The organism is Sphingobium herbicidovorans, assembly GCF_002080435.1.
Classification (GTDB): domain Bacteria; phylum Pseudomonadota; class Alphaproteobacteria; order Sphingomonadales; family Sphingomonadaceae; genus Sphingobium; species Sphingobium herbicidovorans.
Genome location: NZ_CP020538.1, coordinates 2526094 through 2541007 on the forward strand (window position 1 = coordinate 2526094; position 14914 = coordinate 2541007).

The window sequence follows — 14914 nt, forward strand, 5'->3', positions numbered from 1 at the left end:
TCTTAGCCCTCCACCACTTCGAGGCCCATCGCGCGAGCGGAGCCTTCGATGATCTTCGTCGCAGCGTCGATGTCGTTCGCGTTCAGGTCAACCATCTTGGCCTGGGCGATTTCAGCGAGCTGGGCGCGGGTGATCTTGCCAGCGACGACCTTGCCCGGCTCCTTCGAACCCGACTTCAGGTTGACGGCCTTCTTGATCAGGTAGGTGGCGGGCGGCTGCTTCGTGACGAAGCTGAAGGAACGGTCCGCATAGACGGTGATGATGGTCGGCAGCGGCGTGCCCTTGTCCATCTTTTCCGTCGAGGCGTTGAACGCCTTGCAGAATTCCATGATGTTCACACCGCGCTGACCCAGCGCCGGACCGATCGGCGGCGAGGGGTTGGCGGCTCCAGCGGGCACCTGGAGCTTGATATAGCCCGTAATCTTCTTGGCCATTTTCACTCACTCTGTTGCTGGAAGAAGGGCAAGCCCAACTTCCGGTTCAAGTTTAGCGGTTCAAGCAGCGGACCTAAAATCCGCCTCCCGCACTTCCCTTGTCGTCATCCCAGCGGAGGCTGGGATCTCAGGCCGCAAGGGACGGCCTGAAGGCACGAGATCCCATCTTTCGATGGGATGACGTAATCTCTTTTATCATCATGCCGCCTAGATCCGGCACCCCGCTGCTCTTTGAAGAAAAGCGGGACCCCGGATCAAGTCCGGGGTGACGAGCGCAATTTTTACTTCGACAGTTCGACCTGTTCGAAGTCCAGTTCGACCGGCGTGGCGCGGCCGAAGATCGACACGGACACCTTGACCCGGTTCTTTTCGAAATCCAGTTCCTCGACGGTGCCGTTGAAGCTGGCAAAGGGGCCGTCCAGCACCTTGACGCTGTCGCCGATTTCGTAATCGACACTGACCTTGTGCTTGGGCGCAGCCTCGGCTTCCTTGCGGGCGCCGAAATAGCGGGCGGCTTCCGTCTCGCTGATCGCCTGCGGCTTGCCGCTCGATCCGAGGAAGCCCGTCACCTTCGGCGTGTTTTTCACAAGGTGATAAATATCGTCGTTCATCGCCAGCTTGGCGAGGACGTAGCCGGGCATGAACTTGCGTTCCACCTGGACCTTCTTGCCGCGCTTGACCTCGGTCACGGTCTCGGTGGGAACTTCCACCTGTTCGACCAGCTGGGAGAGGCCCATGCGCTCGGCTTCGGACAGGATCGATTCCTTGACCTTGTTTTCGAAGCCCGAATAGGCGTGGATGATGTACCAGCGCGCCATGTTACCGTTTCAAACTCCCAATCAAGCCCGTCCGGCCGCGAAGCTCAGCAGCCACTGAACCACCGCGCCGAAAAAGGTGTCTATGCCGAAGAAGAAGATACCCAGCAGCGAAGTCATGATACCTACCATCACTGCGGTCATGACCGTTTCGCGACCCGTAGGCCACACGATCTTCGACGCCTCGGTCTTCACCTGATTGACGAATTCGCCCGGAGAAACCTTCGCCATCGCTGCCTCAAACACCTTCGAACAAACACCAAAGCGCGAAGCAACAGTCCGCCCTCCGGACCCCGCCATGTCGGCGTCCCGGGGTGCGGCCGCTGGCTTCGCGACCCATCTTCGCTCGGGCAGCTACCCGCGAACCTTTGAAAAATCAAGGATCAGCGAACAGATGTTTGGCAGGAGTGGAGGGACTCGAACCCCCGGCATTCGGTTTTGGAGACCGACGCTCTACCAGCTGAGCTACACTCCTGTACCGGCGAAGGAGGGCGCTTTAGCGTGGCCTGCCGGGGAGGGCAAGCAGGAAACTTCAGAGGAAAACGCCGCCCTTCATGATCCGGCGGGCACGGCCTTGAACGGGCATGCGATCGAAGGGCGTGTTGCCGGCCTGAGCCGCCATTCGGGTGGAATCGATGATCCATGGCGCATCGGGATCGATGAAGATGAGGTCGGCCGCGCTGCCATGAGCAAAGCTGCCCGCATCAATATTCAGTATCCGTGCCGGATTGGCGCTGAGCAGGGTCATCAGCCGGGTCATCGAAAGATGCCCTTCGCGCACCAGATTGAGCGAAAGGGCGAGCAGAGTCTCTGCGCCAGCCATGCCCGGCGAGGCGTCGGCAAATGGCAGCCGCTTATCCTCCGGGCCGCGTGGATCATGGCCAGAGGTGATGACATCCACTGTCCCGTCCGCCACCGCCGCGATTGATGCCTGGCGGTCATCTTCCGATCGTAAGGGCGGCGACAGGCGGGCGAAGGTCCGGAAATCGGTGACGGCGTTGTCTGCGAGGTAAAGATAGGCGGGGCTAATGCCGCAGGTGACCTTCAGCCCTTCGGCCTTCGCCGCGCGGATGAGGTCGAAGCCAGCCTTGGTGGTTACAAGGCGGAAGTGGATCGCCGCGCCCGTTTCGCGCGCCAGCATGATGTCGCGCGCGATAGCCATGGCTTCGGCGCAGGCCGGTGCATGGGGCAAGCCCAGTCGTGTTGCCGTTTCGCCACTGGTCGCGACGGCTTTGCCAGCCAGCCCGTTATCCTCGGCGTGGACGATGACCGTCAGTCCAAGGCCGGATGCATAGGCAAGGACCCGCATCATGACCCCGGAGTCCGCAATCCACTGCCGTCCGGTCCCGACAGCCTTGGCTCCGGCCAACTGCATCATGCCGATTTCGGCCAACTCGGCACCCTTGAGACCGCGGGTGGCTGCGGCGATGGGGTGGACCCAGAAGTCGGGCTTGCCCGCGCGGGTCGCCTGGCGGATGAGCCCGGCATCATCGAGCGGCGACGACTGGTCCGGCATCAACGCCGCACGAGTTATGCCGCCGAAGTGGAAGGCGGGCTTATCCGTCGCAAAGACACCCAGATCGATGAGACCCGGCGCCACCACCAGTCCTGCCGCGTCCACTTGGTCGGCATCCTGAGGCACTGGAACATCGCCCGCAGCGATGATCCGGCCCTCTTCGATCAGGATGACGCCGCTGGTCAATTCGGGTTGCGCCGGGTCAGCCAGCTTTCCGTTCACGATGGCGAGCCTGGTCATTGCCATCCCTCCACACCGCGAGCGCCGCGCGTCAGCACATCCAGGCAGGCCATGCGGATGGCGACCCCCATTTCGACCTGTTCGGTGATGGCGGAGCGATTGGGATCATCGGCGACGACGCTGGAAATTTCGACCCCCCGGTTCATTGGGCCAGGGTGCATGACGAGGGCGTCCGACTTGGCGATCCCCAGCCTTTCGGGCGTCAGGCCGTAGAGCATGTGATATTCGCGCGGGGACGGGATGAAAGCGCCGTCCATCCGCTCATTCTGCAGACGCAGCATCATGACCACATCCGCGCCCTCCAGCCCTTCGTCCATCCGGTGAAAAGGCGTCGCGCCCAGCGCCTCCACTTCCGGCGGCATCAGGGTGGGCGGTGCGACCGCCCGCACCTGCGCGCCCAAAGCGGCGAGGCAAAGCATGTTCGACCGTGCGACCCGGCTGTGCAGCACGTCGCCGCAGATCGCGACGATCAGCCCTTCGAAACTGCCCTTGCGGCGGCGGATGGTGAGCGCGTCGAGCAGCGCCTGGGTTGGATGCTGATGCCAGCCGTCTCCGGCGTTGAGAACCGGGCAATCCACCTTGTCGGCGATCAGCGCGACCGCGCCCGAGCTGGCGTGGCGGATGACAATTACGTCAGCGGCCATGGCATTCAGGGTCATTGCCGTGTCGATCAGCGTTTCACCCTTCTTCACGCTGGATTGAGCGGCATGCATGTTGACGACGTCGGCGCCCAGTCGCTTGCCCGCAATTTCGAACGACAGCAGCGTGCGCGTGCTGTTTTCGAAAAAGGCGTTGATCTGCGTCATGCCTGTCAGCCGATCGTCATGCTTGCGAGCGTTGCCCCGATTGGCCCTTGCCCAATGCTCCGCCTCATCAAGCAGGAAGCGGATTTCCCATGGTTTCAGGTCTGCGATGGAGAGGAGATGCCGATGCGGAAACAGCGCCCGGCCAGTGAGGTCGGGCGCGGTGGAGTGAGCGGTAGGATCGGGCATGAACGGACCCTTTAAGCGAGCGTAGAAAAGAGGGCAAGGCGCGAAACTTGGAACTTCACTGCCGCTTCCTATCTCGGCGACATGCGCATTTATACGATAGGATATGAGGGGACTACCCAGGCCGAGCTGATCGCAGCACTGCAAGAGGCGGGCGTGACGCTGCTGGCCGACGTCCGGGCCGTGCCGCTATCCCGCCGCCCCGGATTTTCGAAGAACATTTTGGCTGCCGGATTAAGGGAGGCTGGCATCGACTATGTTGGGCTGAAGGCGCTGGGTACGCCTGCGGAGGGCCGCGAAGCCGCACGCAAGGGCAACCTTGCGAGGCTCCACGAGATTTACTCCGGGCAGCTTGATCTGCCCGAAGCCGTTGTCCAGGCGGAGCAATTGCGCGAAATGGCGCATGAACGGCCCACGGCCCTGCTTTGCTTCGAGCGGGAGGCGGATGGCTGTCATCGCTCGCTGCTGCTCGAATATCTCTTTCCAGACGATGAGCGGGTGGATCTAAAGCCTTGACCCGGATCAGAAGCGGCGTGCGAGCGCGCCGGCGGCCCAGCCCATGCCCCCGGCGAGCAATATGGCGGTCAGGCCATAAAGGAACGGCCATTGCTCCGCTGCTACGGCCATGAACCGCTCAAAACCTGACTTGCGAATCTTGATGTCGCGCACCGCCGCAGCGACCACTCGGCCATTCTGGACCAGGAAAGTTTCAGCCGTATAATCGCCGACGATCACGCGCGCCGGAAGCGGTAGGCGGGCGCGGTACAGCACCCCTTGCGTAATCTCGACCGAACCAGGCCGCTCGGCGAAGAGTCCTGTTCGCTCGCGCAGATCGATGAGCCCCGCCTGGAAGCGTTCAAGTTCCGCACTGTCGTTGAGCGAAGAGGGGGATAGCTGCAGCTTGTTGACGCCCAACTCATAAATGGCGGCGGTGCGGTCATCCACGACCTCGGCAATGGGCCGCGACGATGCAACGGCGTAGAAGCTGGGCGCGGAGCGGAACCGGGCGCTGTCCGCATTGATCCATATACCGGCGACCTTCTGCTTCTCACGCATGATGATCGATTGGGCCGGGCCTTTCAGGACGACCAGTATTTCAGCCGGTTCCTTGGGCAGGCGGCCGTCGGGATAGACGATGGCGCCGAACAGCAAAAGGTCTGCGCCGGTGAAGCTATACTGGATCTTTACCTCGCGCTGGGAAACGTCGGGGACCAATATCGGTTCTCCGGCCGCGCCTAGCAGCAATATGGCAGGCAGCAGTGTCAGACGGGCGCGCAAGCTCACCAGACTTCCACCGTGTAGATTTCGTCGGGACGGAATCCGAGGCCCAGCGCCATGCGCGCGGCCACGAGGAGGACGATGGCTGACAGGAGGATACGCAGATATTCGGGCCGAACCGTCATCGATATTCGTGTCCCGACCTGCGCGCCGGTGACGCTGCCGATCAGGAGCAGCATCGCAAGGACGAGATCGACCGCCTTTGTGGTGAAGGCGTGCATCATGGTGGTGGCCATGGTGACAAACAGGATCTGGAACAGGGATGTACCGACCACCGATTGCGTCGTCATGCCCAGCAGATAAAGCATGGCTGGCACAAGAATGAAGCCGCCGCCAACGCCCAGCAAGGTCGTGAGGATACCGGTGGCCAGGCCCAGCAGCAGCGGTGCGAGGGGCGAGATGTACAGGCCGGAACGATAGAAGCGCCAGCGCATCGGGAGCGCCGCGACAAGGGGGTGGTGGCGGCGCTTGCGAGCCGGCGCGCGCGTGCCGGTCTTTAGCGCGATGAGCGCCTGGATGGATTCCCTGGCCATCAGCAGGCCGATGCCGCCCAGCATCAGGACATAAATAATCCCGATGGCCGTATCAATCTGTCCGATCGATTGCAGCAGGCGGAAAAGGATAACGCCAATGCCTGCTCCGATAACGCCTCCGCCGATCAGAACGCCGCCCATGCGGAAATCGACCGTTCCCCGCGCCATATGGGTAACGACGCCAGACACGCTGGCTCCAGTCACCTGGGACGCGGCTGACGCGGCTGCAACCGTAGGCGGAATGCCGTAAAAGATCAGCAATGGGGTGGTAAGAAAGCCCCCGCCCACGCCGAACATACCGGAAAGCAGGCCGACCACGCCGCCCAGGGCGATGATCACCAGCGCATTCACCGACAGGTTGGCGATGGGGAGATACAGATCCATTGCGTATCCCGGTTAAGCCCAATAAGCGGCAAGATAAAGGTGGAGACCGTCCGTCTTGCGTCAAAAATCCGCGCCGAGCGTGACCGCCAGGCCAGATGATGGAGATGCTTGCCCCGTAATACGCTCCCGCCATTCAATGCTGAGGCGCGATGCAACTTGAGGAAGTGGCAGCCGCAACTGAATTTCCGGGCCGACATCTACCCGTTCCACCTTGGGCTGCGCGCCGCCCGAAATGCTCAACCCCATGCGGATCGGCGATCGGGCGAGGGGCGAGAGCAGCGAGAATTTCCCGTCCACGAACAGGTCGCCGCGTCGAAAGCCGACGACGCCCGCCTGCGCATAGCTTTCCACTTCCAGCGAACCGACGACCGGCTTTGGCCCCAAGCCGCCCACGACGAGCAGGGCATTGGCGTTCCGCGCGCCCTGCCCAAATGCGATGCGCCTTTCAGCGGCCACTGACACGGGAATGGCGCGCGACGGTTGCCAGGCGATGCCGAGCGCGCCCTCGGGGGAGGCGGGATGGTTGAAGGCGCTGCTTACGCGTCCATAGGCGGCGGCACGGCCGGTGGCGGCAGGCGTCAGGTCATAATCGAGCCGCAGGCCAGCCTGTGATCCACCCAATCGGCCTCCAGTGATGATGTCTGCGGGGTCAGCGCTGCCCGCGCGCCAAAGCAGCCATGCGCTGCCTTGCCAGCGATCCGCCTTTGCAGCCTGTGCAGATTCCAGTGGAATAGCCGGGGGGAAAGCGGGTGAGGACGGTGTGGCACGGTTTGCAGGCAAAGCCGCGATGGCCGAACCGGTTGCGAGTTCTGGTGCAGCCATCAGGATGGCGGCAGCATTTGCAGAATGGCGGACGGAGTTAGCCGAGCTTGTCGCGCCGCGAACAGGGCTGCCCGAGACTGTTTGTGAGCGGCTTTCGAACCGAGTGGCGGTCGCTATGTGAACCGGTAGTGGGCGGGCTGCCGCTGTTCGCACGGGCGTCGGTAGCGGTCCGTCGGGGACCTTGAAGCCGAGCATGTCGCCAGCGACACTGGCGACGCGGATGATGACCCAGCCGCTCATGAGGACGACGAAGAAGCGCACCGGGCGGCCGCTAATGGTGCTGCTCATGCTGTTCTCTAAAGCTGGGGAAAGCGATGTTGCGTCTTGTCCCAGACGAGCGGCTTGCCGAACAGGGAATCAAGATAGAGGAAGACTGCCCGACGGGCGGCGAGCATGGCGATCAGGTTGGCGAGAATAGCGCGGGGAATAGCGCCCAACCCGTATAACCATCCATAGCTTTGTCCCACAAAGACGGCGCGCATCGCGATGCGCCACGCCATGAATGCGAAGTTCAGCCAGAGCAGCATCTCGATCAAGTGTGAGGGTTGATGGAGAGCGTCGAGGCCAAACCAGCTCGCGACCAGAAGCACGCCCCACAGGACGAACGCGACATAGGCGGCGAAGAGGACGAAGGCCGCGATGGCGGCACGGCGGTCGCGGATACGCATCCACCATTCGGCAAAGCCACCCTGCCACCCCATGCGATCCCATCCAGCAAGGGAAATGCCGACCATCCATCGCGCCTTTTGCCGGACCGCGCCATCAAGGCTGTCCGGGAAATATTCGCGTGTCGCGACCAGGTCGCCCGCTCTGTCCCGCATGCGTACGAACACGCCACGGCCTCCCATATTCTTGATCCGCAGACCGACTTCATAATCTTCGGTAAGGGATTCGGGGTCGAACGGCCCGCCATTGGCTGGATTGACCAAGCGATCTAGCGTGAGCCGTTCGAATGCGCAGGCGACGCCGGCCGAGGGCACCGAGGCGCCCATGGCTTCCCGGATGGTCAGGTACTTTCCGTGACTCTCCAGTCATTGGCCGCTGGCGCAATTATTCCCTCTGCCGCTGCTGACCGGTGGATATTAGACCGGCATGCGCGATTATCTGCGAAGTGTGTTGCCGAAATGATCCATAAACTCAGCCGCTTTCGCAGCGAGCGGGCGGACGTTTTCTCGTCGGTAGGTGAAGGGCATCTGGCGGACAGGAGCGGCATAGCACATCGCAACTGTTGCTTGCTCAACGTCGGGCGGAGACACGCCGAGCAGCGTAGCATAGATGGGGCATGAACCCTTTCGCTCCGGCGTGGTCAGCAGCTCCATATTCTGATCGAGAAAACTGAAGCCGAGATAGACGATCTGCTCAGCCTCTAGGAGCGCGCGGTGCATCTCTGACAGCTTCCCTTCATCATCCATTCCCTCTGTGAAGGTCCGCAGGCGCTGATATCCATCTAGGACATCCTCATAATCGACAGCCTCGTTGGGAAATCCGTGAAGATGGCTATGGTTCGGTATGAAATCATAGCTCAACTCTCCCACGGTTCCATAAGGATGCCAGATCCGAAGATTGCTCCTGATGATTTCGCCGATTTGCTCTGAGGGCGCGTTTGTCAGCATACGGATCGCGCGAAAGAAGCCGACCTCGATGCACCGATCGTAATTGAAGCATATGAAGCTCACATTGTTAAAAACGTTCGCCACCGTTTCCAACTCTGTGTCGGCATTCATGCCGTGGAATAGTTTCATCAGCCAAGTCTGGCCAAGCAAACTCAGGTTTTCGTGCTTCCGGCTCAACAATGAAGAGCGTTCGCTGCTTAAGATGCAGTAGGTGATCGCCATTTTACCCAGCGCGACCATCGTGGGATCAGAACGATGGAAATGGAGATATTGGTCGATACTCTGCTTCGTGTGCAGTCCCGCCGCAAAGGTCGAAAACTTCGTGTCCACCTCGTGATCCGAGCCGGGTAAACGCGACTTTCGGAAGGCGCTTCGAACGGCTGAGGAGCGATCTTGGCATTCGCTATATATTTGATCCCGCAACTCCGGGCCGAGAGGCAGGCCGAATTCCTTGCTGCATCCAGCCCCAGCGATGAAGACAGTCTTTTTTCGGTACATGATCGCAATGATGATAAGGCTGACGCGAATCGTCAATCAACTGAAGCCCTTCCGATCATGATCTCCTCTCTCCTGCTCGCCGCTGCCATAACCGTCGTCGATGGTGACACCCTCCGGATCAACGGCGAACGCATCCGCCTGCTTGGGATCGACGCGCCAGAGATCCACGGATGCCGGCAGGGCAGGGTGTGCGTTCCTAGTGACGGGCAGGCCAGCAAGCGCAGTCTGGAGGCGATTATGAGCGGTCAGATCAGCGTCCAGCGCGTTGGTCAGGATCGCTATGGCCGTACACTGGCGCAGGTCTATGTTCGCGGCAGGAATGTGGCCTGCGAGCAGCTTAGGCGGGGACAGGCTGTGTATGTCGGCAAGTGGGATAACGGAGGACTTCTGGCGGCAGATTGCCGTTAACCCACTCGATGCTTTAGCCGTGGAAGCATTTTCCTTTTTGTTTTCAAAGGCTGTTCCCCCAAATCATCGCCACAGGCGGCCACGGCTTTGCGCGGGTCTCAGAGGCATGGGGGAACGGAAACGCGTGGCTCTACGCCTCTGCAGCAGCCTTAATCCGCTGGTTGAGGTCACCATAGAGCTCCGCCAACAGCGCAGAACCTTCCGCTTCGGTCTTTTCGAGCGCTTCCAACGTAAATTCCTCAGCCTTCTCCATCAGGTCGGCAAATGGCCCGATATGATTTCCGGCCTTCATCTCTGGTATGAATTCGAGGGTGACGTTCGCAAAATCCTTCAGCGACAGTCGATAAACGAGATGCCCGGCACCCTCTTTGACGCCCCAAACACCGTGAGCGATGTCATTCCTCTTTTTCGCATGCACCTTGACGCGACCCATAAGCGCTAGGAAGGCAGGCAGCTCGCTGGCGTCAACCAACTCGGTCGCCACTTTCTTCACGGCTTCCAGCCTAGCGTTGTTCGTGCTGAACTGGCCGAGAAGGGCCATCGCCGCGCGCTGATTATCGTGCATCAGGTGGCCGAGAATGCCTGCTACCGCGGCCTCAATCAGGGACCACCCGGTGAAGATGCGTCCCAGCGCGGCCGCGTGTTGCGGTCTCTTCAGCAGCGCCGCATCACTAAATTCTATGTCGAAGGCCCTCATTCCGCTCGGCATCGATGATTCCCAAGATCAATGGCAGTTGGGCAGCGTGTTGAAGGAGGAAGCTCTGTGATGTCAACACACGCCACAGAGCTCAAACCGGCAGAAATGCGCCGCTTTCAGTTTTGTCCGCGCGCCTAAAACTGTGACAGAAGGTGAAAGGCGGCGGGTTTCACCGGAATGACACCGGACTGTCTGGCCGCACCGGCAGGAACATTCGCCGAATATCATGCGCTTCAGCCACATGGAGGGCAATCTCATGATCGCGGAATTCACCCTGAACGACGGCAATCCTGTATCCATCAATATGGATCAGGTTGATTATGTCCAGCCCTCGGATGACGGAACCCTTGTCGTGTTTGCAGATGGGCGACACTTGGAGCTTCAGGAAAGCTATGATGCCGTCGCGGAAGTCCTGAACCCTGAGCGGCAGGCGGGCTGCTAGAGCGGCGTCCGTTGGTCGATCGCCGCGCCCTTCCTTTGGAACCAGGGCGTGGCCGTGCGATCAATAAGTAGCCGATCGCCGGGATATGGCCGGTCGAACATATACAATTCTTCCAGCGGGGCGTGCAGCCAAGTGTCCCAATGTTCGGGATCTAAAATGACTGGCGAGCGGTCATGGACGTCCTGCAGTTCTATGCAGGCTTCGGTCATCACGCCCGTATAGACGCTGCCCCATTCGTGGCTTTCGCTCCATAGGCCAGCCCAAGCGAAGATCGGCTGATCCTTCACGGATATCCATGCTTCGGTTATTCGCCCAGGTTCGCCTATCGCCTCGGCAAAGCGCGCGGTCGGGATGAGGCAGCGGTTCTTCGGATTGACCGCCCATCGCTTCCAGAAGGTGCCCAGCTTGTCGAACCGGGCGTTATTCACGGGCTTGGGCTTGTTCTTCTTCGTCGGGTCTCGCTTGCTGGGTAGCGCGACAGGGAAGCCCCAAATCATCTGCTCCAGCACCCTCTGCCCTTCCTCCAGGCGAATAACAGTGCCTGGCTGCGCCGGGTGAGTCTGGATCGGCCCCTCATTGAATCGCGCGCTTCTCTTTGCGCCGAACAGGTTCAGCACCTTCTGGGTGTCGCCGCGTTCCGCCCGATTGCACATCCAGCAAGAGTGAAAGGCGCGAAGCGAAGATGCAAGCCCCTTGCCCGAATCGCGAACAATAGGCGAACAAGTGGCATGGACCCGACCGACATAGCCCGCCGAGACAGCAACGCAGCCATGAGGGAATATCATGCGCTGGTGAAGCGAATAGAACGCGGCGACCCCATGCACCCACAGGAAGTGCAGGACGTCATCGATCAGCTTGTCGATGAGGGCTATCCGTTTCAGGCCGATGCGCTGGCACGGATGAAGGTCAATTGGGATCGGTAACCCGGTCCATCTGCACCGCCGCCTGCTGCCTCACCCAATCCTGCAAGCCGATCAGCTGCTCCGCCTGCCGCTCCGCCGCCTTCAGTCGGGCAAGAAGCGTGTCACAGTCGGTGCCTCCATAAGCGCGGCAGGTGGCTGCGCTGGTGACGGACACTGGAGCGAGGTCGGTACTGCTGGAATAGGCTTGGGCGGCGATTTGTCGCCGCACGCGCTCATAGCGAGCATCAACATCGGCAAGGCGAGCCTGATAGTCATTCACGGTTCTTTCTGTGATTTTGGTCTGTTCCGCTTTCACGCGCTCGACATTGGCGGCGGCTTGGCGCTGCGCCTCGGCGCTGGCGGCGCGGTAATTCGCGACCGTTTGTTCATGTGCGCGCTTCTCGTCGCCCGCCTGCGTCCGCCATCTATCCCGGTCGTCCGTTCGCGCCTCCAGAACGAGAAGGACGACCATCAACCCGATGGTGAGAGCCGCCATGGGAATAGCCCACCAGAACCGGCGCAGCGTGGATAGTTCGATCATGCCGCCTTGCTCCGCTTGCCGTAGGCGGCCGCCAGCCGCTCATCATATCGGTTCTCGCGGTAGGCGGTGCCGTTGTAGCCCTTAGCGAAGGCGGCCCAGTCGCGGCGCTGGAGAGCCGACTTCAGGCCACGCCCGACCACGAAGCGGACAAACGCTTCCAGCTGATCACCTTCCGTGCGCGACTGGCGCCAGGCGAACGACCAAGCGTCGGCGGCGTCGCAGACGGCATAATTCTCGCCCAGGATCTGGAACGCGCCATAGCTTGCCGACATGAACCCCGCATCGACGTCCAGCGCCACAGCGGCCAGCAGTTGCTCCCACCGCCGCTGCTGTGATGCAGGGTAGAGCTTCTTGTTCCACGTTCTCGATGAAATCGCTGGATAGGCCGCGTCGTATCGATGCTTGGTCGAGCGGCTGAAGCGGTGCGGCTCAAACAGGATGGTAGGCCGGCCGTCGATGAAGGCGTCGCCCGCCGCCTCTACATCATAGACGGCCCAGATGGTCGCTGGGTCTACAGACAGGTCTTGGGCTGCGGCTGCAACGTCGCCGAGCGTGATCGGATGATCCGGGCCATCGGTCAGGCATTTCAGCGTGGCTGCGCGGCTCAAAGGTCCGAACTTCCCATCGATCGCGCCTGAATAGTAGCCGAGCGAAGCCAGCCGCCGCTGTAGCGTGGCGTGGTCCATGTCATTCTCCCATGAAAAAGGGCGCCCGAAAGCGCCCTGCCTGATCCTGATTTTCGCCTGCCTCAGACGTCGATCGGCCGCTTGCCTGTTGCGATGTCATTCAGCGTGCGCTCGGCGCTCAGCTCAGTCTGCACCTCCTCTCGGAGCGCAGCCTTTCGCTGGACAACTGTTTCCATCATCATGGCGTCCGCCTGCCGCAGGAAGCGATCGGTATAGAGCTTGACGATACGGTCAGCGCCCACAGTGGCCCCGGCTGTCAGCAGCGCGGCCCCTTCGCCATCAACTCCGGCCTGCTTCACGAGCCAAAAGGCAATCAGCGCGACCATGGGCAGCAACAGAATGTCCGCCACTACCAGCCACGCTTTCACCTTCACCCCGCGCTTGATCAACAGCGCATATTTCGCAGCCAGCCCGAACGTCAGCCCCACCGCGATCCATCCATATTTGGCGATGGCAGCCTCAACCCATGGCGTCATCGCCGGATTCCCTCCCTGATAGTTCATGAAACGCAACTCAACCCAGCGCCGCAGCCGCGGCGCATGTCGCGACAACCGGCCCGATCCAGTCGAGCCACTGGTCCAGCTTCGGCCAGACGCGAGGATCCAGACGGCCCCACCAGGGCATGTTGACGCGCAGCCCACCCCCGAACCGCTCGATCCAACGATATTCAGCCTGGGCGACTTCACGACCGATGAAGTAAGCGGAACCCAGCGCCGCGCCCGTCCACCAGTTGCCGGTGAGCAGGCCGACGACGGTTTGGGCGACCAGCGCCATGATGATGTGCTGCAGGAAGATCATGCGGCCTCCAACGCTTCGACACGGGCAGTAAGGTCCGCGATCAGCGCGTCCTTTTCCTTGTCGAGTTCACGCAGGCCCCAGCTGAGCAGCAAATCCAGTTGGTCAGTCCGCAGGCCGAAGCGGTTCCCTGCTTCGCGTTCGATGGTCTCACGTGTGCCCGTCTGCAGCGGCTTGCCGTCAGCGTCGAGCAGCACTTCGGAAAAGATGGGCTCCTGCCGCACCGCTTCGTCCCACTGGTCGAAGCAGAGCCAGGCTGGCGGCGGCGGTCCCTCCCAATCGGGATCAGGCCGCTGCTCAGCCCCGGTGCCAATGAGCGGAGCGCACAGGCCCTCACCGGCGACGATGGCCCATACGGCCTGCGCGCGGACACCGAAGTGCCAGCGCGCGCCGTCCGCGCCCTTCTCCTCGATTGACTCCAGAAACTGAAACCAGCCCAGCTCGTCAAGGATTGCGCAGGCAATCCGCAGATACTTCGCGCGATCATCCGCATGGATTCCGATCCACGACTTCTCGCGCTCGTCCGAGGTGTTGATCGAACCTGTCGCAGCGTAAATCACGGATGGCCTGTTTGATGCACCGCCGACAGAATAGGCATTATCCGCAATGGGATAGAAATGACCGGACGACGATATCCGCCACCGCTCTGAGCCGTTCACCCAGAATGACAGTTTTCCGCCGCCACGATTGGCATTGATAATCAGACCGTTCGCGGCGCCGACCTCATTCGTCGTGGAGATGAACCCGCCCGCGTTTCCATCGGCCGAGAAAATGCACATGGCGTTATTGCTGGAAGCGGCACCGACAACGTCCAGCCGGGCGGACGACGAACTGACAACGCCGATCGTCACGGACCCGTCAGCATGCAGCTTGATGCGCTCCACGCCGCCCGTAACCAGCGCCATGGCATCTGTGCCAGCGCGATAGATGCCGGTATCCTCATCGCCACTGAAGCGAAATGCGGGCGTGCCGACGCTGCCCCCGGGGAAGATGCCTTGTCCCACGCCATCCCTGACCGTAGCAAAGGACAGCACCAGGGCGGCCGCTTGCGTGGCCAGGTCGCGCAGATAGCCCTGCACCGGCATGATGCGATAGGCCTGACCCGATGCCGTCGTGCCGACATAGTTGGTCCGCAGCGTGATCGATGTCGCCGAGTTGACCGACAATATCTCATAGGGAATGCCGTTCGGGCCGACGAAGGCTTGCCCGGCATCGACATTGCCGACCCAGCCCGTGCCGGAGCCGGTGACCGTGGGGCTGTTGTTGGTGACGGCGACCGTCCCCGTATTATACCAAGGCAATAGTCATCTCCCATGGGCGT

The 14914-nt window shown here is 61.3% G+C and carries 20 protein-coding genes, 1 tRNA gene and 1 pseudogene; 4 read left to right on the top strand and 18 right to left on the bottom strand.

The genetic code is table 11. From position 1 onward, the window contains the following. Positions 1-2: 2 nt before the first annotated feature. The 6 genes from rplK to B6S01_RS12495 form a co-directional block, all read right to left on the bottom strand. Complete coding sequence (rplK, locus tag B6S01_RS12470; RefSeq protein WP_037464038.1) at positions 3-434, bottom strand: 50S ribosomal protein L11; 432 nt, start codon at positions 432-434, stop codon at positions 3-5. Between the two features lie 281 nt (positions 435-715). Further along, complete coding sequence (nusG, locus tag B6S01_RS12475) at positions 716-1252, bottom strand: transcription termination/antitermination protein NusG (RefSeq protein WP_037464040.1); 537 nt, start codon at positions 1250-1252, stop codon at positions 716-718. Between the two features lie 21 nt (positions 1253-1273). Further along, the gene (gene secE / locus B6S01_RS12480) at positions 1274-1480 is read right to left on the bottom strand and encodes a preprotein translocase subunit SecE (RefSeq protein WP_037464043.1); all 207 of its coding nucleotides are present in this window, start codon (positions 1478-1480) and stop codon (positions 1274-1276) included. A gap of 168 nt (positions 1481-1648) precedes the next feature. Then, positions 1649-1724, bottom strand: a tRNA-Trp gene (locus B6S01_RS12485). A gap of 57 nt (positions 1725-1781) precedes the next feature. After that, on the bottom strand, positions 1782-3005 hold the full coding sequence (locus B6S01_RS12490; protein WP_037464047.1) for a dihydroorotase: 1224 nt from the start codon (positions 3003-3005) through the stop codon (positions 1782-1784). Beyond that, the gene (locus tag B6S01_RS12495; RefSeq protein ID WP_037464050.1) at positions 3002-3997 is read right to left on the bottom strand and encodes an aspartate carbamoyltransferase catalytic subunit; all 996 of its coding nucleotides are present in this window, start codon (positions 3995-3997) and stop codon (positions 3002-3004) included. Before B6S01_RS12495 ends, B6S01_RS12490 begins: the two co-directional genes overlap by 4 nt. Before the next feature lie 81 nt (positions 3998-4078). Between B6S01_RS12495 and B6S01_RS12500 the strand changes: the two genes are divergently transcribed. Further along, positions 4079-4510, top strand: a complete 432-nt coding sequence (locus tag B6S01_RS12500) for a DUF488 domain-containing protein (protein ID WP_037464053.1) — start codon at positions 4079-4081, stop codon at positions 4508-4510. Between the two features lie 6 nt (positions 4511-4516). On the opposite strand, the gene B6S01_RS12505 is transcribed toward B6S01_RS12500, so the two are convergent. The 5 genes and pseudogenes from B6S01_RS12505 to B6S01_RS12525 form a co-directional block, all read right to left on the bottom strand. After that, positions 4517-5278: a TIGR02186 family protein gene (locus tag B6S01_RS12505; protein ID WP_094182616.1), complete on the bottom strand. Its 762-nt coding sequence runs from the start codon at positions 5276-5278 to the stop codon at positions 4517-4519. Next, positions 5275-6189: a sulfite exporter TauE/SafE family protein gene (locus B6S01_RS12510; protein WP_037464056.1), complete on the bottom strand. Its 915-nt coding sequence runs from the start codon at positions 6187-6189 to the stop codon at positions 5275-5277. The genes B6S01_RS12505 and B6S01_RS12510 overlap by 4 nt, the downstream gene beginning before the upstream one ends. 60 nt (positions 6190-6249) lie before the next feature. Beyond that, on the bottom strand, positions 6250-7299 hold the full coding sequence (locus B6S01_RS12515; protein WP_037464058.1) for a hypothetical protein: 1050 nt from the start codon (positions 7297-7299) through the stop codon (positions 6250-6252). 8 nt (positions 7300-7307) lie between these two features. Then, a pseudogene (locus B6S01_RS12520) lies at positions 7308-8039 on the bottom strand (glycosyltransferase family 2 protein); the annotation flags it as partial. A 72-nt stretch (positions 8040-8111) separates the two neighbouring features. Further along, the gene (locus B6S01_RS12525) at positions 8112-9158 is read right to left on the bottom strand and encodes an SIR2 family protein (protein WP_156103334.1); all 1047 of its coding nucleotides are present in this window, start codon (positions 9156-9158) and stop codon (positions 8112-8114) included. Positions 9159-9179: 21 nt separating this feature from the next. On the opposite strand from B6S01_RS12525, the gene B6S01_RS12530 reads away from it, so the two are divergent. Continuing rightward, positions 9180-9530, top strand: a complete 351-nt coding sequence (locus B6S01_RS12530) for a thermonuclease family protein (RefSeq protein WP_037464214.1) — start codon at positions 9180-9182, stop codon at positions 9528-9530. A 130-nt stretch (positions 9531-9660) separates the two neighbouring features. On the opposite strand, the gene B6S01_RS12535 is transcribed toward B6S01_RS12530, so the two are convergent. Continuing rightward, positions 9661-10227: a hypothetical protein gene (locus tag B6S01_RS12535; protein ID WP_037464064.1), complete on the bottom strand. Its 567-nt coding sequence runs from the start codon at positions 10225-10227 to the stop codon at positions 9661-9663. A 256-nt stretch (positions 10228-10483) separates the two neighbouring features. On the opposite strand from B6S01_RS12535, the gene B6S01_RS12540 reads away from it, so the two are divergent. Beyond that, positions 10484-10669, top strand: a complete 186-nt coding sequence (locus B6S01_RS12540) for a hypothetical protein (RefSeq protein WP_156103335.1) — start codon at positions 10484-10486, stop codon at positions 10667-10669. On the opposite strand, the gene B6S01_RS12545 is transcribed toward B6S01_RS12540, so the two are convergent. Beyond that, positions 10666-11322, bottom strand: a complete 657-nt coding sequence (locus B6S01_RS12545; protein WP_037464069.1) for an SOS response-associated peptidase — start codon at positions 11320-11322, stop codon at positions 10666-10668. The two genes, B6S01_RS12540 and B6S01_RS12545, sit on opposite strands and share 4 nt — an antisense overlap. A 75-nt stretch (positions 11323-11397) precedes the next feature. Between B6S01_RS12545 and B6S01_RS12550 the strand changes: the two genes are divergently transcribed. Continuing rightward, positions 11398-11592: a hypothetical protein gene (locus B6S01_RS12550; RefSeq protein ID WP_037464073.1), complete on the top strand. Its 195-nt coding sequence runs from the start codon at positions 11398-11400 to the stop codon at positions 11590-11592. On the opposite strand, the gene B6S01_RS12555 is transcribed toward B6S01_RS12550, so the two are convergent. From B6S01_RS12555 to B6S01_RS12575, 5 genes are all read right to left on the bottom strand, one after another. Beyond that, positions 11576-12112 (bottom strand): hypothetical protein, encoded by a 537-nt coding sequence (locus tag B6S01_RS12555; RefSeq protein WP_062793070.1) that lies wholly within the window; start codon positions 12110-12112, stop codon positions 11576-11578. The two genes, B6S01_RS12550 and B6S01_RS12555, sit on opposite strands and share 17 nt — an antisense overlap. After that, on the bottom strand, positions 12109-12798 hold the full coding sequence (locus tag B6S01_RS12560) for an N-acetylmuramidase domain-containing protein (protein ID WP_037464078.1): 690 nt from the start codon (positions 12796-12798) through the stop codon (positions 12109-12111). Before B6S01_RS12560 ends, B6S01_RS12555 begins: the two co-directional genes overlap by 4 nt. Positions 12799-12860: 62 nt before the next feature. Then, on the bottom strand, positions 12861-13274 hold the full coding sequence (locus B6S01_RS12565; RefSeq protein ID WP_037464216.1) for a hypothetical protein: 414 nt from the start codon (positions 13272-13274) through the stop codon (positions 12861-12863). Positions 13275-13311: 37 nt separating this feature from the next. Next, entirely contained in the window at positions 13312-13596 is a 285-nt protein-coding gene (locus B6S01_RS12570; RefSeq protein WP_037464080.1) for a hypothetical protein, read from the bottom strand. Then, positions 13593-14894: a tail fiber domain-containing protein gene (locus B6S01_RS12575; RefSeq protein ID WP_051908166.1), complete on the bottom strand. Its 1302-nt coding sequence runs from the start codon at positions 14892-14894 to the stop codon at positions 13593-13595. The genes B6S01_RS12570 and B6S01_RS12575 overlap by 4 nt, the downstream gene beginning before the upstream one ends. Positions 14895-14914 lie beyond the last annotated feature (20 nt).

Excerpts from the sequence above, each read along its gene's own strand:
- rplK (WP_037464038.1), bottom strand. The coding sequence starts at position 434 with ATGGCCAAGAAGATTACGGGCTATATCAAGCTCCAGGTGCCCGCTGGA.
- nusG (WP_037464040.1), bottom strand. The coding sequence starts at position 1,252 with ATGGCGCGCTGGTACATCATCCACGCCTATTCGGGCTTCGAAAACAAG.
- secE (WP_037464043.1), bottom strand. The coding sequence starts at position 1,480 with ATGGCGAAGGTTTCTCCGGGCGAATTCGTCAATCAGGTGAAGACCGAG.
- B6S01_RS12490 (WP_037464047.1), bottom strand. The coding sequence starts at position 3,005 with ATGACCAGGCTCGCCATCGTGAACGGAAAGCTGGCTGACCCGGCGCAA.
- B6S01_RS12495 (WP_037464050.1), bottom strand. The coding sequence starts at position 3,997 with ATGCCCGATCCTACCGCTCACTCCACCGCGCCCGACCTCACTGGCCGG.
- B6S01_RS12500 (WP_037464053.1), top strand. The coding sequence starts at position 4,079 with ATGCGCATTTATACGATAGGATATGAGGGGACTACCCAGGCCGAGCTG.
- B6S01_RS12510 (WP_037464056.1), bottom strand. The coding sequence starts at position 6,189 with ATGGATCTGTATCTCCCCATCGCCAACCTGTCGGTGAATGCGCTGGTG.
- B6S01_RS12515 (WP_037464058.1), bottom strand. The coding sequence starts at position 7,299 with ATGAGCAGCACCATTAGCGGCCGCCCGGTGCGCTTCTTCGTCGTCCTC.
- B6S01_RS12530 (WP_037464214.1), top strand. The coding sequence starts at position 9,180 with ATGATCTCCTCTCTCCTGCTCGCCGCTGCCATAACCGTCGTCGATGGT.
- B6S01_RS12535 (WP_037464064.1), bottom strand. The coding sequence starts at position 10,227 with ATGAGGGCCTTCGACATAGAATTTAGTGATGCGGCGCTGCTGAAGAGA.
- B6S01_RS12540 (WP_156103335.1), top strand. The coding sequence starts at position 10,484 with ATGATCGCGGAATTCACCCTGAACGACGGCAATCCTGTATCCATCAAT.
- B6S01_RS12545 (WP_037464069.1), bottom strand. The coding sequence starts at position 11,322 with ATGTGCAATCGGGCGGAACGCGGCGACACCCAGAAGGTGCTGAACCTG.
- B6S01_RS12550 (WP_037464073.1), top strand. The coding sequence starts at position 11,398 with ATGGACCCGACCGACATAGCCCGCCGAGACAGCAACGCAGCCATGAGG.
- B6S01_RS12555 (WP_062793070.1), bottom strand. The coding sequence starts at position 12,112 with ATGATCGAACTATCCACGCTGCGCCGGTTCTGGTGGGCTATTCCCATG.
- B6S01_RS12560 (WP_037464078.1), bottom strand. The coding sequence starts at position 12,798 with ATGGACCACGCCACGCTACAGCGGCGGCTGGCTTCGCTCGGCTACTAT.
- B6S01_RS12565 (WP_037464216.1), bottom strand. The coding sequence starts at position 13,274 with ATGACGCCATGGGTTGAGGCTGCCATCGCCAAATATGGATGGATCGCG.
- B6S01_RS12570 (WP_037464080.1), bottom strand. The coding sequence starts at position 13,596 with ATGATCTTCCTGCAGCACATCATCATGGCGCTGGTCGCCCAAACCGTC.